This is a genomic window from Halegenticoccus tardaugens, from assembly GCF_004116405.1.
Lineage (GTDB): Archaea > Halobacteriota > Halobacteria > Halobacteriales > Haloferacaceae > Halegenticoccus > Halegenticoccus tardaugens.
This window is the reverse complement of record NZ_SDIC01000011.1, coordinates 51,276-72,312: the sequence shown is the minus strand read 5'-3', so window position 1 is coordinate 72,312 and position 21,037 is coordinate 51,276. Positions and strand designations below refer to the sequence as shown.

22 protein-coding genes are annotated in these 21,037 nt (G+C 69.6%); 7 read left to right on the top strand and 15 right to left on the bottom strand.

The annotated features are described in order from the left end of the window. Positions 1-62: 62 nt before the first annotated feature. Positions 63-284 (top strand): hypothetical protein, encoded by a 222-nt coding sequence (locus tag C3L37_RS22665; protein ID WP_129116811.1) that lies wholly within the window; start codon positions 63-65, stop codon positions 282-284. After that, on the top strand, positions 281-631 hold the full coding sequence (locus C3L37_RS22660; RefSeq protein ID WP_129116810.1) for a hypothetical protein: 351 nt from the start codon (positions 281-283) through the stop codon (positions 629-631). Before C3L37_RS22665 ends, C3L37_RS22660 begins: the two co-directional genes overlap by 4 nt. A gap of 84 nt (positions 632-715) precedes the next feature. Here the strand turns inward: C3L37_RS22660 and C3L37_RS22655 are convergent, their stop codons facing one another. The 4 genes from C3L37_RS22655 to C3L37_RS22640 form a co-directional block, all read right to left on the bottom strand. Beyond that, complete coding sequence (locus C3L37_RS22655; protein WP_129116809.1) at positions 716-1,297, bottom strand: hypothetical protein; 582 nt, start codon at positions 1,295-1,297, stop codon at positions 716-718. Then, positions 1,298-1,615: a transcription factor S gene (locus tag C3L37_RS22650; RefSeq protein WP_129116808.1), complete on the bottom strand. Its 318-nt coding sequence runs from the start codon at positions 1,613-1,615 to the stop codon at positions 1,298-1,300. It lies immediately after the preceding gene. Positions 1,616-1,692: 77 nt separating this feature from the next. Next, positions 1,693-1,950, bottom strand: a complete 258-nt coding sequence (locus C3L37_RS22645) for a DUF5789 family protein (RefSeq protein WP_129116807.1) — start codon at positions 1,948-1,950, stop codon at positions 1,693-1,695. Between the two features lie 142 nt (positions 1,951-2,092). Further along, positions 2,093-2,866: an enoyl-CoA hydratase/isomerase family protein gene (locus C3L37_RS22640; RefSeq protein WP_129116806.1), complete on the bottom strand. Its 774-nt coding sequence runs from the start codon at positions 2,864-2,866 to the stop codon at positions 2,093-2,095. 102 nt (positions 2,867-2,968) lie between these two features. On the opposite strand from C3L37_RS22640, the gene C3L37_RS22635 reads away from it, so the two are divergent. The 3 genes from C3L37_RS22635 to C3L37_RS22625 all read left to right on the top strand — a co-directional run bounded on the left by C3L37_RS22635 (position 2,969) and on the right by C3L37_RS22625 (position 6,545). Next, positions 2,969-3,475, top strand: coding sequence for a DUF5797 family protein (locus C3L37_RS22635; protein ID WP_129116805.1), 507 nt, complete (start codon positions 2,969-2,971; stop codon positions 3,473-3,475). Between the two features lie 154 nt (positions 3,476-3,629). After that, complete coding sequence (locus C3L37_RS22630; RefSeq protein WP_129116804.1) at positions 3,630-5,102, top strand: sulfatase; 1,473 nt, start codon at positions 3,630-3,632, stop codon at positions 5,100-5,102. Next, positions 5,103-6,545: a sulfatase-like hydrolase/transferase gene (locus C3L37_RS22625; protein ID WP_129116803.1), complete on the top strand. Its 1,443-nt coding sequence runs from the start codon at positions 5,103-5,105 to the stop codon at positions 6,543-6,545. It begins immediately after the preceding gene. Positions 6,546-6,563: 18 nt separating this feature from the next. Here C3L37_RS22625 and C3L37_RS22620 read toward each other — a convergent pair whose 3' ends face one another. Beyond that, positions 6,564-7,580: a DUF5787 family protein gene (locus C3L37_RS22620; RefSeq protein ID WP_129116802.1), complete on the bottom strand. Its 1,017-nt coding sequence runs from the start codon at positions 7,578-7,580 to the stop codon at positions 6,564-6,566. A gap of 54 nt (positions 7,581-7,634) precedes the next feature. Further along, positions 7,635-8,099 carry a bis(5'-nucleosyl)-tetraphosphatase gene (locus tag C3L37_RS22615; RefSeq protein ID WP_129116801.1) on the bottom strand — a complete coding sequence of 155 codons (465 nt, stop codon included), beginning with the start codon at positions 8,097-8,099 and terminating at the stop codon, positions 7,635-7,637. A gap of 207 nt (positions 8,100-8,306) precedes the next feature. Here C3L37_RS22615 and C3L37_RS22610 point away from each other — a divergent pair, with 207 nt between their 5' ends. Further along, positions 8,307-8,639 (top strand): uS10/mL48 family ribosomal protein, encoded by a 333-nt coding sequence (locus tag C3L37_RS22610; RefSeq protein WP_129116800.1) that lies wholly within the window; start codon positions 8,307-8,309, stop codon positions 8,637-8,639. An 18-nt stretch (positions 8,640-8,657) separates the two neighbouring features. Here C3L37_RS22610 and C3L37_RS22605 read toward each other — a convergent pair whose 3' ends face one another. Then, entirely contained in the window at positions 8,658-8,915 is a 258-nt protein-coding gene (locus tag C3L37_RS22605) for a DUF7513 family protein (RefSeq protein WP_129116799.1), read from the bottom strand. Continuing rightward, positions 8,912-10,441 (bottom strand): Na+/H+ antiporter NhaC family protein, encoded by a 1,530-nt coding sequence (locus tag C3L37_RS22600; RefSeq protein ID WP_129116798.1) that lies wholly within the window; start codon positions 10,439-10,441, stop codon positions 8,912-8,914. The genes C3L37_RS22605 and C3L37_RS22600 overlap by 4 nt, the downstream gene beginning before the upstream one ends. 181 nt (positions 10,442-10,622) lie before the next feature. Between C3L37_RS22600 and C3L37_RS22595 the strand changes: the two genes are divergently transcribed. Continuing rightward, positions 10,623-11,900: an amidohydrolase gene (locus C3L37_RS22595; RefSeq protein ID WP_129116797.1), complete on the top strand. Its 1,278-nt coding sequence runs from the start codon at positions 10,623-10,625 to the stop codon at positions 11,898-11,900. A 132-nt stretch (positions 11,901-12,032) separates the two neighbouring features. Here the strand turns inward: C3L37_RS22595 and C3L37_RS22590 are convergent, their stop codons facing one another. The 7 genes from C3L37_RS22590 to C3L37_RS22560 form a co-directional block, all read right to left on the bottom strand. Further along, positions 12,033-13,025, bottom strand: coding sequence for a transcription initiation factor IIB (locus tag C3L37_RS22590; RefSeq protein ID WP_129116796.1), 993 nt, complete (start codon positions 13,023-13,025; stop codon positions 12,033-12,035). Between the two features lie 272 nt (positions 13,026-13,297). Beyond that, a complete protein-coding gene (locus C3L37_RS22585; RefSeq protein WP_129116795.1) occupies positions 13,298-14,122 on the bottom strand; it encodes a winged helix-turn-helix transcriptional regulator in 825 nt (274 codons plus the stop codon). Between the two features lie 174 nt (positions 14,123-14,296). After that, positions 14,297-15,667, bottom strand: coding sequence for a geranylgeranyl reductase family protein (locus tag C3L37_RS22580; RefSeq protein WP_129116794.1), 1,371 nt, complete (start codon positions 15,665-15,667; stop codon positions 14,297-14,299). 100 nt (positions 15,668-15,767) lie between these two features. Next, entirely contained in the window at positions 15,768-16,832 is a 1,065-nt protein-coding gene (locus C3L37_RS22575) for an ABC transporter permease (RefSeq protein WP_129116793.1), read from the bottom strand. Beyond that, entirely contained in the window at positions 16,825-18,153 is a 1,329-nt protein-coding gene (locus tag C3L37_RS22570) for an ABC transporter permease (RefSeq protein WP_129116792.1), read from the bottom strand. Before C3L37_RS22570 ends, C3L37_RS22575 begins: the two co-directional genes overlap by 8 nt. Beyond that, positions 18,150-19,730 carry an ABC transporter ATP-binding protein gene (locus C3L37_RS22565; RefSeq protein ID WP_129116791.1) on the bottom strand — a complete coding sequence of 527 codons (1,581 nt, stop codon included), beginning with the start codon at positions 19,728-19,730 and terminating at the stop codon, positions 18,150-18,152. The genes C3L37_RS22570 and C3L37_RS22565 overlap by 4 nt, the downstream gene beginning before the upstream one ends. Positions 19,731-19,788: 58 nt before the next feature. Further along, complete coding sequence (locus C3L37_RS22560; protein ID WP_129116790.1) at positions 19,789-20,898, bottom strand: BMP family lipoprotein; 1,110 nt, start codon at positions 20,896-20,898, stop codon at positions 19,789-19,791. Between the last annotated feature and the right edge of the window lie 139 nt (positions 20,899-21,037).

Here is a 21,037-nt window from a genome sequence, read left to right as displayed (position 1 = left end):
CCCGTGTTTCGCCCGCCGAGCGCGAACTTCTTTGAGCGTCGCGGCCCAACCGTCCGTTCGAAATGAGCGCCGACGACGCGGTCCCGGAGGTCGAAGAGACGCGCACGTGGCCGGAACTCGCCATGGGGCTGTACGAGCGGCTGACCGGCCGGGGCGCGGAGATCACGTACGAGTTCGAGGACATGGAGGTCGACGTGCCGAACAAAACGGGCGACGACGCCGAGTACGCCCACTGGCGGCTGAACGGCACGCTCCGGATCAGGACGCGCGATTCCGAAAAGTGACCGAGCGCGGCCGACGCCTCGCGATCGACGCCGACCTCGATTTGACGATCGAGGAGGCCGACGTCCGGGTCCGCGGCTACGGCGACCTCGTCGTGGTCGACGCGCCGACGCTCGGCGTCGCGCGGTCGCTGCTTCGCGGCGCTTTTTCCCTCCCGATTCCGTCCGCCGCGCCGCGACAGGTCGCCGAGTCGGGGCCGGCGGTCGACGTCAGGGTGCGCGGGGGGAGCGTCGCTCGGATCGGCCGCGGCGTCGAACCGGGCGTCGTCTCCCGGCTGCTCGGCGTCGCGCCCGCGCGAGTGTCGGCCTGCGGTGTGCTTCTCGCGATGATCTCCCGGCGGCGGGGGTGAGACGGCGTTCGCTGGACCGGTTCGCCGAACCGCGGCGAACGTGCCGGCGGCCGAACGGACGCGCCGGCGACCGGGGGAACGACGCTACCCCGTCGCGCGGATCAGCTCGAACAACTCGTCGCGGAACGCCTCCGGCCGCAGCGTCTCGCGCACCGCCGCCGCCGTCCCGTCGTCCGCCGCGCCGCGCACCGCCGTCGGATACGCGCCGCCGGCGAGGAGGAACTGCCCGTCGGATCGCCAGCGAGCGATCCACCCCTCGACCGCCAGCGTCACTCCGCCCGACTGACAGGTGGCCTCGTAGCCCGTGAGGCGCGCGCGTTCCCCGTCGATGTCGAGCGATCCCGTCTCCGTCTCCGCGACGCCGACGAAGCCGCGGTCGCGGAGCCGGTCCGCGAATCCCTCCGCGGCTCTGTCGGCGATGAGCCGGGACAGGGGGGGCGAAAGCGGCAGCGGCGGGGAAAGAACCAGCCGGCTCGCGAGAAAAATCCGCCACGTGCGGTCGGTGCCGGCGCGCTCGCCGATCGCCGCCCGGAGGTCGGCATCTTCGTAGACGACCGTGTGCGCGGTGATCCGAAAGAATCCGACGTCGAACGGCGTGTCGGTCGACCGTTCGATCCGCCGCCAGCCGGCGAGCCGGTCGTCCGGGACCGCCGGCGGCGACGGCATTCAGTGGTCGTCCTCTCGCCACTTGTGTTCGCACTCGGTACAGACGAAAAATCGCGTCTCGGACTCGTCCGCGGAGCGGATCTGCTGCATGTACCAGTAGGCCCTGTCGTTGCCGCACTCGGGGCAGCGCGCGTCGGTGGTCGGCAGACCGCTGGAGCCGCCGCCGGATTCGATGATCTCGCTTTCCTCCTGCGCCTGGGTCGTCACCATCGCCGCCTCGTTCGCCGAATCGCGCGGTTTCTCGTAGCCGCAGTTACCGCACACCCAGACGCCGTCTTCGGCTTTCATCATCGAACCGCATTCGTCGCAGAACTCCATGTTACTGGCTCCAGTCGCCTGACGTACTTAACTACGGGGGTTCGATCCGGGCCGCAGAAACCGACGCCGTGACCGACTCAGGCGTCGCCCTCCGACTGCCCCGGCTCGCCGACGGCCTCGATCGGGAGCGCGTTGTTCAACTCGGCGGCGAGTTCGTCCGGTCCGTCGAACGCGTCGCTGTTCGTCTCGGAGACGAGCCGACCCAGGTTCGCCTCGCCGTCGGCGAAGAGGACGGTGACGTCGTCGAATCGCGCGGCGGCGGCGTCCCTGGTGGTCGGGTAATCGAGGCGTTCGAACAGCGATTCGACCCTGCTGAGCTTGACCGTCTCGGGCATACCTCACGATTAGCCGTGTGAGAACTTACCTGTAGTGCCCCGGACGCGCGACACTCGGGTCGTCGCGTCTCCGGCCGGAACCGTCCGAGGCGGTCTGCGAGCGGGAGCACGGCTCCGGGCACGTGCACCCGACGACCGCCGATCACTCGAACTCCGGATCGCGCTTTTCGACGAACGCCGCCATCCCCTCGCGCTGGTCGTGCGTGCCGAACAGGCCGCTCCAGACGCGACGCTCGTAGGCGAGGCCGGCCGCCTGCGACGTCTCGTTCGCCGCGTTCAACGCGTCCTTGGCGGCCCTGAGGGCGAACGCGGGCTTCGAAGCGAGCTCCGAGGCCATCTCGGCGACGTACCCGTCGAGCTGGTCGTGCGCGACCACTTCGCCGACGAGACCGTATTCGAGCGCGTCGGTGGCGTCGACGCGCTCGCCGAAGAAGATCAGCCGCCGGGCGACCTCGTCGCCGACGAGCCGCGGCAGCCGCTGGGTGCCGCCCCACCCGGGGACGATGCCGAGGTCGATCTCGGTCTGTCCGAGGACGGCCCGTTCGCTCGCGACGCGGAGGTCGCACGCGAGCGCGAGTTCGCAGCCGCCGCCGAACGCGTAGCCGTTGACGGCGGCGATCGCCGGCGCGGGGAACGTCTCGACGGCGTCGGCGACGCGGTGGCCGAGCTCCGCGTACGCCTGCGCCTCCGGGGTCGAGAGATCCCGCATGTACTCGATGTCCGCGCCCGCGACGAACGCCTTCTCGCCCGCCCCGGTCAGCACGAGCGCCCGCGCGTCCCCGTCTTCGGCCGCGGCGAGCGCCTCCTCGATCGCCGCCAGCGTTTCCAGGTTGAGCGCGTTGAGCCTGTCCGGTCGATCGACGGTGAGCGTCGCCACCCCGTCTTCGACGTCGAGTTCGACGGTGTCCCATGACATGGGTGGCACTCACGCGGGAGGGGAATAACGCTTCGGGCGCGAGCCACGCCCCAGTCCGTCGGTTCCAGAACACCGATATAGGTCGTGCGCCAACCCCCGGACATGAGTCTCTCCGAGGAGGAAACGCGGCGCTTGGCGGACGTCGTCCGCCTCCAGCCGACGAAGAACAAGGAGTTGCAGGAGCAGTGGGGGCTCGACAGCGGGAGCGAGGTCCACCGGTACCTCGAAGGACACCTCAAGGAGTACTACTACCGCGACGACAACAGCCTCATCCGGGCGACGAGCGAGGCGGCCGAACTCGTCGACGTCGAACCCGGCGTCGAAGACGACGCGGGCGGCGAGGGTGACGGAACGCCGAGCGTCATCCGCGTGCCCGAACTCGAAGCGCGGGTGTTTCGGGTCGTCGCCGGCCCGGAGGAGCGCTCCGAGAGCGTCGTGAGCGTCCTCAACAAGCTCCGGGAGGAGTTCGACGCGGATCCCGACGTCGAAGCGGTCAGACGGGCCCTCCAGAGCCTCCGCCGCAAGGGCGTCGTCGAGGTCGTCTACCGGACGGTGCCGACCTTCCGGCTGGCCGTCGAGCGAGACGCCGTGGACGTCGAGATCGTCTGATCGGCCGAAACTGGCGTGAACACCCTGTATATACAACCTCGACGTTCTTTCGAATACGCGCCGATGCTTCCAACGTGACCCCTCCAGAGCCACACACCGGATCGGTGCGGCGTCGCGACGTAGGCCCCCGTCGTCCGCGGTCGTCGCCACGAACATGACCGGAACGACCGCGAGTCCGAACGTCGTCGTCGTGGTCATGGACACGGCTCGGATGGTGGACGTCGATCCGGAGACCGCGCCGACGGTCGCGGACCTCGCGGCGTCCGGGACGGGGTACGAGCGGGCCTTCACCAGCGCCCCGTGGACGCTGCCGTCCCACGCGTCTCTTTTCACCGGCACGTACACCGTCGATCACGGCGCGCACGGTGACCACACGCTGCTCGACGACCGACTCAGGACGCTCGCGGAGGCGTTCCGCGACGAGGGCTACGCGACCGCCGGCACCTCGAACAACACCTGGGTGACGGAGGAGTTCGGACTCGCTCGCGGCTTCGAGACGTTCCACCGCACCTGGCAGCGCGTGCAGACCGACGCCGACCTCGGCGAACTCCGGCACGTGCTGGGAACCCGACAAAAGCTCGAAACGTTCGTCTCCCACCTCTTCGACGGGAATCCCCTCGCGAACGCCGTCAACGCCGTCTGCGACCAGCTCCGATTCGACGGCGACGACGGCGCGAACCGGACCGTCCAGTGGATCGAACGCTGGCTCGACGGCGTCGACGAGCCGTTCTTCCTCTTCGCGAACTTCATCGAACCGCACCTGCAGTACCGGCCCCCGCGGGCGTTCGCGGAGCGCTTTCTCCCCGACGGCTGGAGCTACGAGGAGGCGATGGCGCTGCCACAAGAACCCAGAGAGTACGACGCCGGGCTGTTCGATCTCACCGACGCGGAGTTCGAGGTCCTTCGCGGGCTGTATCGCGCCGAGATCGCCTACCTCGACGCGCGGATCGACGAACTGCGGCGAGCGCTCGTCTCCGCCGACAAGTGGGAGGACACCGTGTTCGTCGTCGTCGGCGACCACGGCGAGAACGTCGGTGAGCACGACTTCCTCGGCCACCAGTACTGCGTCTACGACACGCTGTTGCGCGTCCCGCTCGTGATCTCCGGCGGGCCGTTCGCGGGCCGCGGCTGGACCGACCGACTCGTTCAGGTGCTCGACCTCGCGCCGACGCTGCTCGACGTCGCGGGGATCGACGATCCGGCCGCGCGCGAGCAGTTCGACGGCCGCGCCCGATCGTTCCACCCCGAGAGCGACGAGCCGCCGCGAGCGCACGTCTTCGCCGAGTACGTTCGCCCGCAACCGTCGATCGAGACGCTCGAGGCGCGGTTCGGCGACCTGCCGCCGGAGCTGTATCGGTACGACCGATCCATCCGGACCGTCCGAACCGACGAGTACAAGTTCATCGCGCACTCCGACGGCGCGGAGGAGCTGTACCGCGTCTCGGACGATCCCGGGGAGACGCGGAACCTCGTCGACGCTCGACCCGAGCGCGCCGCGTCGCTCCGGTCCGTGCTGGAAGAGCGGCTGGGGGCGTTCGGCGACGTCTCGAACGTCGACGGGGACGGCGACGCCGTCTCGATGACCGCCGCAACTCAGAACAGGCTCCGCGACCTCGGATACCTCTAGATGCCCGCAGAGAGACCCAACGTCCTGTTGCTTCTGACGGACCAGGAGCGGTACGACCTCACGACCCCCGGGAGCCGCCCGGAGACGCCGGCGATCGACGAGTTGGCCGACGAGGGATTGCGATTCGAACGGGCGTACACGCCGATCAGCATCTGCAGCAGCGCGCGCGCCTCGCTCCTTTCGGGGCTGTACCCGCACAACCACGGGATGTTGAACAACTGCCACGAGGACGACGCGATCCTGCGAAACCTCCCGTCTGACCTGCCGACGCTCGGGGAGCGCCTCGCCGAGGCGGGCTACCGGAACACCTACCTCGGCAAGTGGCACGTCGGACGGGATCAGGGGCCCGCGGACTTCGGCTTCGAGTACCTCGGAGGGAGCGACCGCCACCACGACCCGCAGCTCGAATCGTCCTTCCGCGACTACAGGCGGCGGCTCGGCGTCGATCCCGACGGGATCGAACTCGAAGACGTCGTGTACACGGAACACGAACGCGACCCGACGCTCCTCGCGGCGACGACGCCGGTGCCGGCGGAGGCGACGCGGCCGTACTACCTCGCGGAGCGGACCATCGAGCGACTGGAGGCCGTCGCCGAGGGGGACGAGGCGGGCCCGTTCTTCCACCGGTCGGACTTCCTCGGGCCGCACCACCCGTACGTGATCCCGGAGCCGTACGCGTCGATGTACGACCCGGCGGAGATCGATCCGTGGCCGACGTACGCCGAGACGTTCGCGGGCAAGCCCGCCGCGCACGAGCGGTACCTCGCCTACCGCGGCGTCGCCGGCTTCGACTGGGACGACTGGGCCGGCCTCGTCGCGAAGTACATGGGCTTTATGACGCTCATCGACGAGCAGATCGGCCGCATCCTGACCGCCCTCTCCGACCTCGGCCTCGCCGACTCCACCGTGACCGTCCACACGTCCGACCACGGCGACTTCGTCGGCAACCACCGCCAGTTCAACAAGGGCCCGATGATGTACGAGGACACCTACCGGGTGCCGCTTTTCGTCCGGTGGCCCGGCGTGACGGAACCGGGGAGCGTCTGCGAGTCGTTCGTGAGCCTGCTCGACCTGATGCCGACCCTTCTCGACGTCGGCGGCGCGGACGTGCTGCCGGACCTCGACGGACGGAGCCTCCGCCCGCTGCTCGGCGGCGACGCGCCCGACGACTGGCCGGACGACGCGTTCGCGGAGTACCACGGCGACGAGTTCGGACTCTACTCCCAGCGGATGCTGCGGACCCACAGGTACAAGCTGGTGTTCAACGTTCCCGACCGGAACGAGCTGTACGACCTGCGCGCGGACCCCCACGAGCTCACCAACCTCGTCGACCACCCGGCGTACAGGGACGTCCGCCGACGCCTCGAACGGCGGCTCGTCGAGCGGATGCGCGAGACGGACGACACGATCGCGGGGTGGGCCCCGAAGGCGCTGGGTCTCTGAGAGGCTTCTCGACCCCGGTCAGCGGCCGCCGAGTTCGCGCTCGCGGACCCACTCGCGACGCGCCGCGAGCAGGCGCTGTATCCCCTTTCCGGGCCCCCCCTCGATCGGCCACCCCTTCGTCCGCCACCCCGGCGGCTCCGGTTCGAACCGCGGGCACGACCCGGCGCACTCCGCGGCCGTCTGGTGTCTCCCCTTCGCGGCGCACCGGGGGAGGAGCGCGTCCCCGCGGCGACGGAGTTCGAAGTGGCGGCAGTCCGGCCGCATCGTCTCGACGTGCGAGCGCCAGCCCCGACCGTAGGCGCGCTCCGCGATCCGAAGCCGCGTCCCGGTGCGGTCGTCGGTTCCGGCTCCGCTCTCACCCTCGCCGGGCGGCTCCAACCCACTCGGGTACCAGAGCACCTCGCCGGCGTCCGACCGGGCCCCGGCGGCGAAGTCCATCGTCAGGATGCCGACCTCGACGGGCATGTCCTCCAGGAGCGCCGGCTCGACGCTCGCGTCGGTCGTCGCCGTGGCGACCCACACCTCGTCCGCGAGCGCCCGCGACACGTCGTGTTCGAGTTGCGAGGCGAGCGCGCGCGCGGCGCTCGCGTCCAGGTCGGGCTTGTTCTCGACGGCGACGATCCGGCGCACCCAGTCGGGGTACGGCGCGATCCGTCGGATCTCGATCCGATTGCCCCGGCGGCGTTTCTCGACGACGCCGCGGCCCGCCGCGCGGTGGACGGCGGCGCGGACGTACCGCCACGGGTAGCCCGGGTGCGGCAGCGCGTCGCGGTACCACGCCCACCCCTCGGGCGCGTGTCTGACGACGTGCAGCAGGTCGGAATCGAGCTCGCGCGGGCCGAACCGCACCCGCGCCGCGAGCGCTTCGGGGTTCGTCTCGACGATCACCGTGTCCCATCGGCGGCGGCGCGTTCCGAGCTGTCTGGCGACGAGGACGGCGTCGCGCTCGCCGTCCGGCGGCCACGCGCGCTCGGCCCACCGGCAGGTCTGAAGTTCGAAGACGAACTCCGAATCGTCCGGGCACCGCGCGCTCACGGGTTCACCGCCCGTCGAAGGCCGGCCGTCGGGTGAGGTCGCACGGCGGGGGGATTACGCGAGGTACGTTCGACCGCCCTCGGCGTCCTCGCTCTTCGATTCGAGTTCGTCGAGGTAGGCATGCGCCCGCTCCAGGATGTCGCGGGGGCCGTCCTGCGTGATGGTGTTTATGGCCTGCTCGTAGTCGCGCCACTGGAGGTCGCGGTGCTCGTTGGATAGCTCCGCGCTGGCTTCGAACGAGCGCGCGATGAACAGGTGGACGGTCTTGTGGATCGTCTTCCCGCCCGCCTCGAACACGTAGTCGTAGTCCTCTCTGAACCCGTCGACGAGGCGGAAATCGGCGATCCCCGCCTCCTCTTCGACTTCACGGATGGCCGTCTGCTGAAGCTCCTCGTTCCCCTCGACCCCGCCTTTGGGGAACTCCCAGTCCCCCGGTCGGCTCTTCAGGAGCAAGTACTCCCGTTGGCCGCGGGTATCGCGGAAGAGGATGGCCCCAGCGCTGACCGCTTTGACCGTCATTGCTCGATGTAATCGGTCATGCGTTAAGAGAATATCGGAGAACGGCCGCGCAACCACCGGTAGCACCCACCTCCGGCGGGACAAGCGAATCGCGGCGACGCGCCGGTTCGGGAGGAGCGGGCGAACCCGCGCCCGGGTCGCGACCGCACCCGTCGGTAGATGCGTTTTTACGGCTCGCGACCGCACCCCTCTCTAACGACCCAGCTCATGACCTTCGTAACCAAACTCAGCTTCCAGAGCGGAGATCGAGCCGCCCTGGACGGCGTCGTCGACGACCTGAAACGACTGATCGAACGCAAGGGCGCGGAGTGTAAAGGGCCGCACTCCTCGCCGCCGGAGCGGCTCATCGTGCCGCAGTACCGGCGGCTCTCGCCTGGCGACGAGTTTCCGCCGTGGTCGTACACGGTGTACTCGCGCCGGCTCGAGATCCACGGCAACGAGCACATCGCCCGCGAGATCGGCCACCGGGACTTCCCCGACAGCGTCCACGTGGAGATCGAAGTCGAACAGAAGAAGCCGCTCGGCTACCGTCGAAACTGAACTGATAGACGGGTCCGCTCACTCCCGCCCGTCGAGCACGCGGAGGACTTCCCCGCGTCCCTCGTGCGTTTTCGCGTCGAACTCGACGACGCGCAGCTCGATCCGACGCTCGACGAGCGACGGATCCGCGTCCGGCAGCCTGATGATCGTGTCGCCGACCCGAACGACGGCCGCCCCGCCGCGGTCGCCCGTCACGAACGCCGTGAGCTCGTCGCCCGGTTCGTAGGCGGGCGTGCTGGTCCTGAACTTCCAGCCCGCGAGGAACTTCCCGATCATACGCGAGACACCTCCTCGCTCCGCCGGTCGGGAACGTACTCCCGGCCGAAACCGGTCCACGCCGCGACGAGGAACACCGCGACGAGGAGCCACCCGTGGAAGACGTACGGCCACACGCTCGCCGGGTTCACCACCATCGCCTGCGTGAACCACTCGTACTGCTCGGGCAGCCCCTGCATCTCGGTGTACCCCGCGAGTACGCCGCCGCCCCACGGGAAGATGTACCCGAGCGCGGAGGTGTTCGCGTCGAGGATGTTCGCCCGACGGTAGCCGTTGATGTTGAACCGCTCGCCGAGCGTCCGGATGTACGGCGCGACCGCGATCTCGGCGGCCGTGTTGATCGTGATCGTCGCGTTGACGATCGCCGTCCCGAGCACCATCGTCGTCTCCGCCCGGCGGACGGAGGTCGCGACCGTGTCGAGCAGGAAGTCCTGAATCGCGTCGAACGCGCCGCCGCGGCGCATGATCTGCGCGCCGGCGACGATGAGGAGCACCAGCACGATGAGCGAGAAGAAGCCCGCCGCGCCGTCGTAGATGCTCCCGCCGACGGCCGCGTCCTCGGCCGGAACCGTCTCCACCACCGCGCCGATCACGGGCGCGTCGGCGATCGCCCGCGTCAGTCCGGACTGCGGGGCCTCGAAGAGCAGCATCGCGCTCGCCGGCGCGAGACCGAGCGCGAGGTTGAGGACCACCGCCGCGATGAGCCCCCACGAGATCGCCTCGATGATGTGGCGACCGCTGACGGCGGTGCCGATGACGACGGCGATCGGGAGCAGGTGGACGAGGCCCAGCGCGGTGGCCGATTCGCCCACGCCCGGTCCCTGCACGTTCGCGCCCGGCATCGCGGCTCCGGCGACCAGATACGCGGCGAAGGCGAACACCGCCGCGACGATCGCGTACTTGAACCGGGAGGCGACGACGCCCCCGATGTCGGCCTCCTGCGTGACGGCGCTGACGATGGTGGTGTCGCTCACCGGCGCGAGGTTGTCGCCGAACACCGCCCCCGAGAGGATCGCGCCGAACATGAGTATCGGGTTCGCGCCGAGCAGCACGCCGGCGGGGAAGACGAGGCCGACGAACGCGATGGCGGTGCCGTAACCGGTTCCGATACCCGTCGCCAGCAGGGCGGCGAGGAGGAACGTGACGGCGGGAAAGAGCGCAGCACCGACGTTGAACGCCTGGGCGGCCCAGACGAGGCCGTCGACGAACCCGCCGTCCTGAAGCGTCTGGGCGAACATTCCCGCCCAGAGCCACGCGACGATGGCCGTCGCGGCGACCCGCTGTGTCATCCCCTCGAACACCGTGTCCGCGTAGTACTTCCAGTTGCCTTTCACGAACAGCATCCCGAGGATGAGCCCGATCAGCATCCCGGCGACGAGGCCCGTGGTGTCGCCGATCCCCAGCACGCCGCTCTGGACGATCGCCCAGAGGATGAAAAAGCCGATCGGGAAGCCGCTCACTAGCCGCCCGCCGCGGAATCTGAGCTGTCGTTCGTTTGGTGGGTCATCGACGTCAACAGTACTCATACACCACACGAATCCGTTCGCGGGTAATAAACGGTGCGACCTGGAAGCGGCGCGATCCGAGGGGGGCCGAAGCGCGCGCCGACGGCCCCCCGACCCGATCCTCGTCGCGGACGGCGGACCCCCGACCCGGTTCCTTGCCGCGGAGTCGGTGTTTATACCCCGTCGTCGCGACCGAACGCGCATGAGCCGATCGGCACCCGAAGACCTCGTCGCGCTCCGGCGCGATCTCCACCGACACCCGGAACCCGCCTGGCGGGAGTTCTACACGACCGCGCGAATCGTCGACGAACTCGAAACGCGTCCCGTCGACGAGCTGTACGTCGGCCGCGAGGTGCTCACCGACGACCGCATGGCCGTTCCCGACGAAACCGACCTCGACGCGTGGTTCGAGCGCGCTCGCGAGGCGGGCGCGCGCGAGGACGTGCTCGAATCGCTCGCGGGGGGCTACACGGGCGCGGTGGCCGTCGTCCGGCGGGGCGACGGCCCGACCGTCGGTCTCCGGGTCGACATCGACGCGCTCCCGATCGCCGAATCCGACGACGGGAGCCACGCGCCCGCCGCGGGGGGGTACCGCTCCGAGACGGCGGGTTACATGCACGCCTGCGGTCACGACGCCCACGCGACGCTCGGGATCGGCGTCATCGACGCGATCGCGGAGAGCGACTTCGAGGGGACGCTGAAGGTGTTCTTCCAGCCGAGCGAGGAGGTCGTCGGCGGCGGCGGCCCGATGGCGGAGAGCGGCCACCTCGACGACGTGGACTACCTGCTGGCCGTCCACGTCGGCCTCGACCACCCGACCGGCGAGATCGTCGCCGGCATCGACGGCTTCCTCGCGGTCCACCACTTCCGCGCGGCGTTCACCGGCACCCCGGCGCACGCCGGTGCCAAACCCGAGGAGGGGGACAACGCGGTGCTGGCGATGGCGACGGCGGTGCAGAACCTCCACGGCATCTCCCGGCACTCGGACGGCGCGACGCGGGTCAACGCCGGCCTCGTCGGCGGCGGGACGGCGACGAACATCGTCCCCGAGGAGGCGTTCGTCGAGGGCGAGGTCAGGGGGGAGACGACCGAACTCATGGAGTACATGCGAGAGCGCGCGGTGCGCGTCCTGCGGTCGGCCGCGGAGATGCACGGCTGCGAGGTCGAGATAACGACGGAGGGCCGAGCGCCGAGCGCCCGCAGCGACGACACCCTCGTCGACCTCGTCGCCGACGTCGGCGGCGAGACGGCGGGCGTCGAGTCGGTGATCCGGCGGGACTCGCTCGGCGGCAGCGAGGACGCGACCTACCTGATGCGCCGGGTCCAGGAGGCCGGCGGCCTCGCCGCGTACGTCAACGTCGGGACCGACCACCCCGGCGGCCACCACACGGGCACGTTCGACGTGGACGAAGCGTCCATCCCGATCGGGGTCGACGTGCTCGCCGCGTCGATCGAAGCGATCGCGGCGCGGCGTCCGTGAGGGAGCCGAGGGGCGATCGCGGACGCGTGCGCCGATCGAGTCGGCGCGGCGTCCGCGCGCGTGAGTCGTGAGTGCCTCTGCGTGTTCTGTGGTCTGCGGTCGTTCTGCGTGGTCTGCGATCGATGCTGCCCGTCAGGCCGCGGCGTCTTCGACGAGGTTCAGCGTCTCGATCTGCTCGTGATACCGGTTGCGGATCGTCACCATGGTCACCTGTGCGACGTCGGCGACCTCCTTTTGGGTCCGCTTTTCGGCACAGAGCATGGCGGCGGTGTAGATCGCGGCCGCGGCGCAGCCGGTCGGCGACTTGCCCGAGAGGAGCCCTTCCTCGGCCGCGACGTCGAGCACCTCCCTCGCCTTCGCCTGCACCTCCTCGCTCAGTTCCAACTCGGAGCAGAACCGCGGCAGGAACTGCTTCGGATCGACCGGGCAGAGTTCGAGGCCGAGTTCCTGTGAGATGTACCGGTACGTCCGGCCGATGTCCCGCTTTTCGACGCGCGAGACCTCGGCAACCTCGTCGAGGCTCCGCGGGATACCTTCCTGCCGGCAGGCCGCGTAGAGCGCGCTCGTCGCGGTCGACTCGATGGAGCGCCCGCGGATCAGATCCTCGTCGAGCGCGCGCCGGTAGATCACCGAGGCGACCTCCCGAACGGAGCGAGGGACGCCCAGTGCGCTGGACATCCGCTCGATCTCCGAGAGCGCGAACTTGAGGTTGCGCTCCTTCGCGTTCTGCGTCCGAATGCGCTCCTGCCAGGAGCGGAGCCGGTGCATCCGGCTGCGTTTATCGGCCGATAGCATCTGGCCGCTCGCGTCCCTGTCGCGCCAGTCGATGGTCGTGCTCAGACCGCGGTCGTGTATCGATTCCGTCAGCGGGGAGCCGACGCGGGACTTGTCGCGGTGCTCGGAGTGGTCGTACGCGCGCCACTCCGGCCCGAAGTCGATCCGACTCTCGTCGACGACCAGGCCGCACTCGTTGCAGACGAGCTCCTCGCCGTCGGCGCTCTTCGAACACGCGCCGCCGCACTCGGGGCACCGCCGAACGGCGTCCTCCCGGGCGGCTTCCCGCCGTCCGGTTCGCTCCTCCTTTCGTGCTCGCGTTTCTGCCGTCCTGCGTTGATTCTGAGACATCGTTTGATCACGTGTCCGTTGCGTGGGTGGCTTTCCGCGGTGCCCGACTCGTCGAGCGGCGCGCGCCGTCCCCGCCGTCTCGGCCGTCCCCTCGTCGGGGAGCCGCCGACCGGGTCGGTTCGAGGCGAACCCCGGAATCGGGTGTCGGATCGTCGGTCGTGCGCTCGCGGGCCGTTCGGCCCACTCGTCAACAGCCACGAACGGGAAAAAGAGGTTCTGACCGAACCGTCAAAACGGTCGTTTCGTCGCCGGCCGCTCGGCGTCGACGCCGATCAGGGGGCCGCTTCGATCCGCACGTCGATCGGTCCGTCCTCGTCGAGCACGTCGGTCGCGAGCCGGTTGAGCACCGCCCCGCCGCTGCGTTCCTGCTCGATCAGGCCCGCCTCTTCCAGGCGCGAGAGGTGGTGTGAGACGGTTCCGGGCGTCCGGTCGACCTCCTCTGCGACCTGCGAGACGGTCGCCGGCGCCGTCCGCGCCACCGCGTCGAGCACCGACGCCGCGGCCTCGTCGTCCAGCGCCGCGGTCAGTTCGACCTCCTCGGCGCCGGCCGGGAAGAACCGCTGTTTTCCGCGAATCTTCTCGCCGAAGACCAGCCGCTCGCGTTCCAGCACCTTGATGTGGTATCTGACCGTCGACCGGGGGGTCTCACAGCGCTCCGCGATGTCGGAGACGTACGCACCGGGCGAGTCGGCGATCGTGTCGTACACCTGCCGCCGGACGGGGTTGTCCAGCGGACTCGACCCGTCGTAGCGGCTGTAGCCCAGAAGGAGGACGATCCCCGGCGGGCTGACTCGCTCGCCGGACGCGGTCAGGGCGGGCTCGAACCCGCCGTCGACGGATCCGGACGAACTCGCCGCGAGTTGCACGCCCGGATCGGGCTGATCAGTCGCCGTCCCCGAAAGCTGGATCGACGGGGCGTCGAACGCCGTCTCCGCCGGTCCGACCGCCCGCTCCGCGGGCGTCGATCGGGGCGACTGGTGCGATTCGTCCTGCGACTGTGCTGCGACCGCGAGGCCGGCGATCGGCGCGACCGCGCTCACGAGCACGAGGGCGACGATGACCGAGACGAGTAGTATCCGGTGCGTCGAACGTTCCATGTGTTCTCCGTGACTGCGACCGCTCGTGTTTTCCCGTGGGTCAGACTCGTTGGTCCACGTGGGGGCCGGGGCCTTATAGGTCTCTTGGAGCGACGCCCCGGATCCGGAGAACGTACCGAACGTCGACGCCGGCGCTGACCGAGCCGTCCGGCGTCCGATCGGGGCGGACGGGGCTCAGTACTTCGCTTCCGCGCCCGTCGTCTCGTAGATGCGGTCCATCAGGTCGTCGCGCCCCGACTGCCACGCTGCGAGCGCGCCGGGTCGCGTCGGGTACCGCCGGTAGTGCTCGATGAGTTCCTCCGCGAGGCGCTTCGTCCGGTAGAAGTTCCAGATGACGCCCCAGTAGTCGCGGCTCTGCACCGCGGTCTGGAGCTTCAGCTTCCACCCCATCGACGTCTTCCCGGAGTACAGCGCCTCCGCGAGCTTCTCGCCCGGCAGGGACGCGAGAAGCCCCATCAGGTCGTCCACGTCGACCGCGGTCGAGAGGACGTTGTACACGTCGAGGCCCGCGTAGCGCGCCCCGAAGTGGTCCATCACGCGCTCGTTGTACCGCCACAGCGCCTCCTCGCTCGCGTCGCCGTCCGCAACCGCCCTCACGGCCTGCTCGCCGGCGTAGTTGCCGGCGTACGCCGCGCCGGCGATCCCGCCGCCGGTGGTGGGGTTGACGTGACCCGCCGAGTCGCCCGCGGCGAGAAAGCCCGGCGCGACCGCCGAGTCGTACGGCCGCCGGGTCGGCAGCGCCGCGCCCAGCTTGTCGGTCACCGTCGCGCCCTCGAACTCGGGGCGTTCGCGCAGATCCTCCTTGAGGTCCTCGACCAGCTTCATCGGCTCTTCGTTCATCTGGAAGCCGAGCCCCGCGTTGATCTCCGTGCCCGTGCGCGGGAAGTACCACAGGTATCCCGCGGCGCGCTTCGTCGGCTTGAACACGAGCGCGTCCTTCCACGGCACCTCCTCGTTCACCTCGACGATCTCGCGGTACGCCGAGCAGAACTGCGAGTACGAGACGTTCGTGTCGAACGTCGCGGCCGAGAGATCCGCTTTGTCCTGCAGGATGGAAAGGGCGCCCGCGCCGTCGATCGTCACCGCCGCTTCGTACTCGACGACCTCGCCCTTCCGCTTGCCGCGGATGCCCGTCACCCGGCCGTCGTCGTCCTGCGTCACGTCCTGGACGACCGTGTCGTAGTGGAAATCCGCGCCCGCGTTCGCCGCGCCCTCGATGATTCGCCGGCCGTACTCCCAGCGGTCGATGACCGCGAGTTCGCCCGGCACGGGGATCTCCAGCACGGTGTCGTGCGACGGGATTTCGAACCGACCGTGGTCGACGCCGGTGTTGGTGAACGCGGGCTCGATCTGCGATTTGGAAATCGCGTCGGGGAACGCGTCTGCGCCCTTCAGCGCGTCGCCGCAGGCGATGTGCCCGGCTTCCTCCTCCGACTTCCGCTCGACGACGACCGCGTCGAGTCCCTCGTTCGCGACGGTCGCCGCCGCGTAACAGCCGGCGGTCCCCGCGCCGACCACCACGACGTCGTACTCGTAACTGGTCATTGGGGAGAGTGCATATCCCGGGAGGAAAACTCTTTATCCCCGATTCCGTCGTCGACCCGACGACGTGATCCGCCGGGCGACGTAGAAAGGCGGAGCCCTTTCAGTCCTCGCCCGACTCGTAGTGCTCGCCCGCGGCCTTCGGGATCCGCGTCTTGCCGAACAGCGCGAGCACGACGATCACCGTCACGTAGGGGATGGTCCGCACGAGCGAGTCCGGGACGGAGACGATCGCGCCCGACTGCAGGCGGATCTGCAGCGCGTCGAGGCCGGCGAAGAGGAACGTCGAGAGGAGCGCGCCGACGGGGTTGTAGTTGCCGAACAGGTACGCGACGATCGCGATGAACCCTTTGCCGTTGACCATCGTCTGCCCGCCGCCGGTGAACTGGCCGATGCTGAACGCGAGCGCCGCGCCGCCGATGCCGGCGAACACGCCAGAGAGGAGGACCGCGGCGTACCGAACGCGACCCACGTTCACGCCGGCGGTGTCGAGCGCCTTCGGGTTCTCGCCGCTGGCGACGACGCGCTTGCCGAAGGTCGTCCGGTTGAGCGCGTACCACGAGAAACCGGTCGCGACGAACATCAGGTAGACGAGCGGGTCGGCGTCGAACAGCGCGCCGAAGACCGGAATCTCCGACAGCACCGGGATCGTCACCGCCCCGAGGGTGTCCACGCTCTCGGTGTTGGGACCGCCGTATATCGCCCGCGAGAGGAAGGGGGCGAGTCCGAGGGCGATGAGCCACACCGCCAACCCGGCGATGATCTGGTCGGCGCGGAACTCGATGCAGACGACGGCGAAGAGCGCCGCGAGCACCGTGCTCGACGCGACGCCGACGAGGAGGCCGATCCAGAGATTTCCGTCGGCGACGTACGCCCCGTGCACCGCGGCGAACGCCGAGACGATGAGCAGCCCTTCGAGCCCGATGTTGATGACGCCGCTCTTCTCGGCGAAGATTCCCCCGAGCGCCGCGAAGGCGATCGGCACCGACAGCCGGAGCATCGAGGAGAGCGTGCTCTTCGTGAGTGCGACCCGCAGAACCCGCCCGGGCGTCGATCCCGGGAGGGCGAGGCCGACGACGACGAACGCCGCGAGCGCGACGCCGACGACCGCCACGGTGGTCTCCTTCGCCGACAGCCCGCGCACCCGGTCGACGGAGGCGTTACTCATCCGGCCCACCCCCGTTCGACCGCGCGGCGTCCTCGTCTCCGTTCGCCACGCCGCCGTCCGTCGCCACCCGTCCGCGCGCCTCGGGCGCGTCGGGGAGCACCCGCCTTCCGGCGAACCGGAAGAACTCCGGCATGGCGACGAACAGGATGATGAGCCCGCGGAGGACGCCCACGAGCTCCGGCGGCACGTCCGTCCCCACGTCCACGACGATGGAGCCGCTCTTCAGGACGCCGAAGAGGAAGGCCGCGAGCCCGACGCCGAGCGGGTTGTTGCCCGCGAGGATCGAGACGGTGATGCCGTCGAAGCCGTAGGAGGGGACGCCCGTCTCGAAGTTGCCGAGGATCATGAGCACGTACACCGCGCCGCCCAGCCCGCCGAGCGCGCCCGAGAGGGTCATGCTGGAGACGACCGTCCGCGCCGCGTTCACGCCGCCGTACTCCGCCGCGGCGGGCTGTTTCCCGCTCGTCCGGATGTCGTACCCGAAGGACGTGCGTTCGAGCAGGTAGTACGTCCCGACGACGAGGACGACGCCGACGGCGAGCGCGAGGATGGAAAAGTCGTCCCGGGGTTCGTACAGCACCGAAGGAAACCGTGCGTAGTCGGGCAGCGCGGCGGTCTCGTTCGCCTGACTCTCCGGATCCTGAAACGGCCCCGCGACGAGGTACAGCGCGACGCCGGTGGCGACGAAGTTGAGCATGATCGTCGTGATCACCTCGTTCGCGTCCGCGTACGCCTTCAGCGCGCCCGGGATCGCGCCGTACAGCCCCCCGGCGAGCGCGCCGACGAGCAGTCCGAAGGGGACGAGGACGAGCGTCCCGGCGACGCCCGTCACGAGGGGGGCCGCGTACAGCGTCGCGAGCGCGGTCGCGAGCGCCCCCACGACGAGCTGGCCCTGCGTTCCGATGTTGAAGATGCCCGCGCGGAACGCCAGCGCGACGGACAGCCCGGTGAACACGAGCACCGTCGTCTCCGCCAGCGTGACCGCCATCTGGCCGTTGAGGGGGTTCCAGCCGCGGCGGAACGGCGGCGCGAACTGCCCTTCGAGCGGCCGGAACAGCGGGTTGATCGGGTCGCCGAGCGCGCCGAGGAAGAGCCGGTCGTACACCTGAAACGGGTCGTAACAGAAGCCGACGCCGAAGTACGTCGTCGCCGCCGTCGTGCACGTCGTCATCCGCCCGGCGGCGAGGACGACGACGATCCCGACGAGCATCGCGAGCGCGAGCGCCGCGAGGCTGATGAGCGCCCGCTCGAACGCCGAGGCGCGGACGAGCCGGGAGAGCGCCCGCCGCCCCCGGTCGCCGAGCCGGTCGGCCGCGCTCATCGTCCCTCCCCGTCGGCGGTGACACCGTCCACAGCGCCGGCCGACGCGCGTTCACCGTCCGCGGCCGGCTCCTCGCCGGCCATCAACAGGCCGATCGCCTCCTCGGTGACGGCCTCGGGATCGACCACGTCCATGATCTCGCCGTCGTGCACGACCGCGAGCCGATCCGAGAGCCCCCGCACCTCCTCCAGCTTCGAGGAGACGAGGAGGATCGCGACGCCCGCGGCGCGGAGTTCGAGCAGCCGATCGTGGATGAACTCGGTCGAGCCGATGTCGACCCCGCGCGTCGGGTGCGTGGCGACGACGAGTTCGGGATCGCGCGCGAACTCCCGGCCGACGATGAACTTCTGCTGGTTGCCGCCGGAGAGCGACTCCGCCGTCGCGTCGGGGTTCGGCGGTCTGACGTCGTACTCCGCGATGATCTCCGAGGCGTGCTCGCGCGTCTCCGCCCGGTCGATGCGGCCGCCCCGCGAGAACGGCTCGCGGTGCTGGCTGCCGAGGATGCCGTTGCCTACGAGGTCGAAGTCCATCACGAGCCCGCGCTCGTGTCTGTCCTCCGGGACGTACGCCATCCGCGCGTCGATGCGCCGCCGGCGGGACCAGTCTGTGACGTCCTCGCCCCGGTAAATCACCGCGCCCGCCTCCGGCTCGCGCAGGCCGGTGATCGCCTCGACGAGTTCGGCCTGCCCGTTGCCGTCGACGCCGGCGATTCCGAACACCTCGCCCCCGCGGACCGACAGCGAGACGCCGTCGATCGCTCGAATCCCGCGATCGTCGTCGACGGCGAGGTCCTCGACCCGCAGGACCACGTCGCCGGTCGCGGCCGGCGGTTTTTCGACCCGGTCGAGCACCTCGCGGCCGACCATCAACTCGGCCAGCTCCTCGCGGGTCGTCCCGCCGGCCGCGACGGTGCCGACGTTCCGACCGTCGCGGAGGACGGTGATCTCGTCCGCGACCGCCATCGCCTCGCCGAGCTTGTGCGTGATGAAGATGATCGTCTTGCCCTGCGACGTGAGTTCGTCGAACACGACGAAGAGGTCCTCGACCTCCTGCGGCGTCAGCACCGCCGTCGGCTCGTCGAGGATCAGGATCTCCGCGCCGCGGTACAGCGCCTTCAGGATCTCGACCCGCTGTTGGACGCCGACGCCCACGTCCGCGATCGTCGCGTCGGGATCGACGTCGAAGCCGTAGCGATCCCGGAGTTCGACGACTTCGGCTCTGGCGCGGTCGCGATCGACCGCCAGCCCGAGCCACTTCGTCGGCTCGTTGCCGAGCGTCACGTTCTCGGCGACGGTCATTGGATCGACGAGCATGAAGTGCTGGTGGATCATGCCGATCCCGGCGTCGATGGCGTCGCCGGGGGCGTCGAACCGCCGCGGTTCGCCGTTCACGACGACGCGTCCCTCCGTGGGCTCGTACAGCCCGTAGAGGACGTTCATGAGCGTCGTCTTTCCCGCACCGTTTTCGCCGAGAAGCGCGTGAACCGTCCCGTCCTCGACGACGAGGTCGACGTCGTCGTTCGCGAGGACGCCGGGGAAGCGCTTCGTTATTCCGTCGAGATGGACGGACGGTGACATTGGTAGTTCGTCGCCCACTTTCCCCTTAAGCGCGCGGATTCGCCGCGAGTCCGCCCGCCTACAGCTCGTCGGGGCTCGACGGAACGGAGACGTCGCCGTCGACGATCGCTTTCTGCGACGCCTCGATCTCCGACTTCACGTCGCCGGAGATCTCGCCTTCGAGCTCCTGCCCGTACTCGATGGAGACGCCCTCCTGTTCGAGGCCGAGCGTCGTCGTCGACCCGCCCTCGAACTCGCCGTTGACGACGTTCTCGATGGACGTGTAGACGGCCGTGTCGACCCGCTTGACCATGCTCGCGAGGATGACGTCGGCGTACCCGGACTTCGTCTTCGACTGGTCCTGGTCGACGCCGATGGCGAACCGGCCGGCCTCCTGTGCGGCCTGGAAGACGCCGGTTCCGGTGTTGCCCGCCGCGTGGTAGATGACGTCCGCACCGTCGTTGTACATCGCCAGCGCGGCCTCCTTGCCGCCGGCCGGGTCGTTGAAGCTGCCGACGTACGTGCGCTGGACCTCGATGTCGCCGCCGGCGCGCGCGACGCCGGCCCTGTACCCCGCCTCGAACTTGCCGATGAGCGATCCCTCCTCGCCGCCGACGAAGCCGACGTTCGCCGCGTCCGACTGCGTCGCGCCCGCGCCGGCCTCGAACTCCCGCGTCGTCAGGAGCCCCGCGAGGTGGCCGACGAGGAACGACCCCTGCTCCTCGCCGAAGACGTAGCTCGATACGTTCGGCTCCTCGACGGCCGAGTCGACGAGCATGAAGTTCCGATCCTCGTAGTCGGGGGCCGTCTCCGACAGCGCGTCCTCCTGCAGGTAGCCGATGCAGCAGATCAGATCGTACTCGGGGTTCGTCGACCCGGCGAACTGCTGCTGGTAGTTGGCGAACTCCGACACTTCGCTCGGCTGGGCCTCCTCGTAGTCGACGTCGAACTCGTCCGTCGCCCGCTCCGCGCCGGCCTTCGCCTGGTCGTTGAACGACCCGTCGCCGAGTCCGCCCGTGGCGTACACCACGCCGACGTTGGCCTCGGCGCTCCCGGAGCCGCCACCGCCTCCGTCGCTCGAATTGCCGTCGCCGTTACCGTCTCCGCCCTCCGTCGGTCCGCCGGTACAACCTGCCAATCCGACGACGCCGGCCGCGCCGGTCCCCTTGAGAAACGTACGTCTGTCCATGAGTGTGTATCCCTCTGTACTGAAGGGGCGGAGAAGATCCCATAAGTGCGTCGTTTCGCCCCCGTGCGCGCCGAAAACGAGAAATACGGCGGAAAGTAGACGACGGCAGGAGGATGTCGGCCGGCCGACGACTCGTTCG

What these genes read in the sequence shown, in the direction of transcription:
- C3L37_RS22630 (WP_129116804.1), top strand. Translation starts at nt 3,630, where the DNA reads ATGACCGGAACGACCGCGAGTCCGAACGTCGTCGTCGTGGTCATGGAC.
- C3L37_RS22665 (WP_129116811.1), top strand. Translation starts at nt 63, where the DNA reads ATGAGCGCCGACGACGCGGTCCCGGAGGTCGAAGAGACGCGCACGTGG.
- C3L37_RS22580 (WP_129116794.1), bottom strand. Translation starts at nt 15,667, where the DNA reads ATGACCAGTTACGAGTACGACGTCGTGGTGGTCGGCGCGGGGACCGCC.
- C3L37_RS22615 (WP_129116801.1), bottom strand. Translation starts at nt 8,099, where the DNA reads ATGACGGTCAAAGCGGTCAGCGCTGGGGCCATCCTCTTCCGCGATACC.
- C3L37_RS22635 (WP_129116805.1), top strand. Translation starts at nt 2,969, where the DNA reads ATGAGTCTCTCCGAGGAGGAAACGCGGCGCTTGGCGGACGTCGTCCGC.
- C3L37_RS22610 (WP_129116800.1), top strand. Translation starts at nt 8,307, where the DNA reads ATGACCTTCGTAACCAAACTCAGCTTCCAGAGCGGAGATCGAGCCGCC.
- C3L37_RS22590 (WP_129116796.1), bottom strand. Translation starts at nt 13,025, where the DNA reads ATGTCTCAGAATCAACGCAGGACGGCAGAAACGCGAGCACGAAAGGAG.
- C3L37_RS22560 (WP_129116790.1), bottom strand. Translation starts at nt 20,898, where the DNA reads ATGGACAGACGTACGTTTCTCAAGGGGACCGGCGCGGCCGGCGTCGTC.
- C3L37_RS22645 (WP_129116807.1), bottom strand. Translation starts at nt 1,950, where the DNA reads ATGCCCGAGACGGTCAAGCTCAGCAGGGTCGAATCGCTGTTCGAACGC.
- C3L37_RS22585 (WP_129116795.1), bottom strand. Translation starts at nt 14,122, where the DNA reads ATGGAACGTTCGACGCACCGGATACTACTCGTCTCGGTCATCGTCGCC.
- C3L37_RS22605 (WP_129116799.1), bottom strand. Translation starts at nt 8,915, where the DNA reads ATGATCGGGAAGTTCCTCGCGGGCTGGAAGTTCAGGACCAGCACGCCC.
- C3L37_RS22650 (WP_129116808.1), bottom strand. Translation starts at nt 1,615, where the DNA reads ATGGAGTTCTGCGACGAATGCGGTTCGATGATGAAAGCCGAAGACGGC.
- C3L37_RS22640 (WP_129116806.1), bottom strand. Translation starts at nt 2,866, where the DNA reads ATGTCATGGGACACCGTCGAACTCGACGTCGAAGACGGGGTGGCGACG.
- C3L37_RS22595 (WP_129116797.1), top strand. Translation starts at nt 10,623, where the DNA reads ATGAGCCGATCGGCACCCGAAGACCTCGTCGCGCTCCGGCGCGATCTC.
- C3L37_RS22565 (WP_129116791.1), bottom strand. Translation starts at nt 19,730, where the DNA reads ATGTCACCGTCCGTCCATCTCGACGGAATAACGAAGCGCTTCCCCGGC.
- C3L37_RS22575 (WP_129116793.1), bottom strand. Translation starts at nt 16,832, where the DNA reads ATGAGTAACGCCTCCGTCGACCGGGTGCGCGGGCTGTCGGCGAAGGAG.
- C3L37_RS22600 (WP_129116798.1), bottom strand. Translation starts at nt 10,441, where the DNA reads ATGAGTACTGTTGACGTCGATGACCCACCAAACGAACGACAGCTCAGA.
- C3L37_RS22655 (WP_129116809.1), bottom strand. Translation starts at nt 1,297, where the DNA reads ATGCCGTCGCCGCCGGCGGTCCCGGACGACCGGCTCGCCGGCTGGCGG.
- C3L37_RS22570 (WP_129116792.1), bottom strand. Translation starts at nt 18,153, where the DNA reads ATGAGCGCGGCCGACCGGCTCGGCGACCGGGGGCGGCGGGCGCTCTCC.
- C3L37_RS22625 (WP_129116803.1), top strand. Translation starts at nt 5,103, where the DNA reads ATGCCCGCAGAGAGACCCAACGTCCTGTTGCTTCTGACGGACCAGGAG.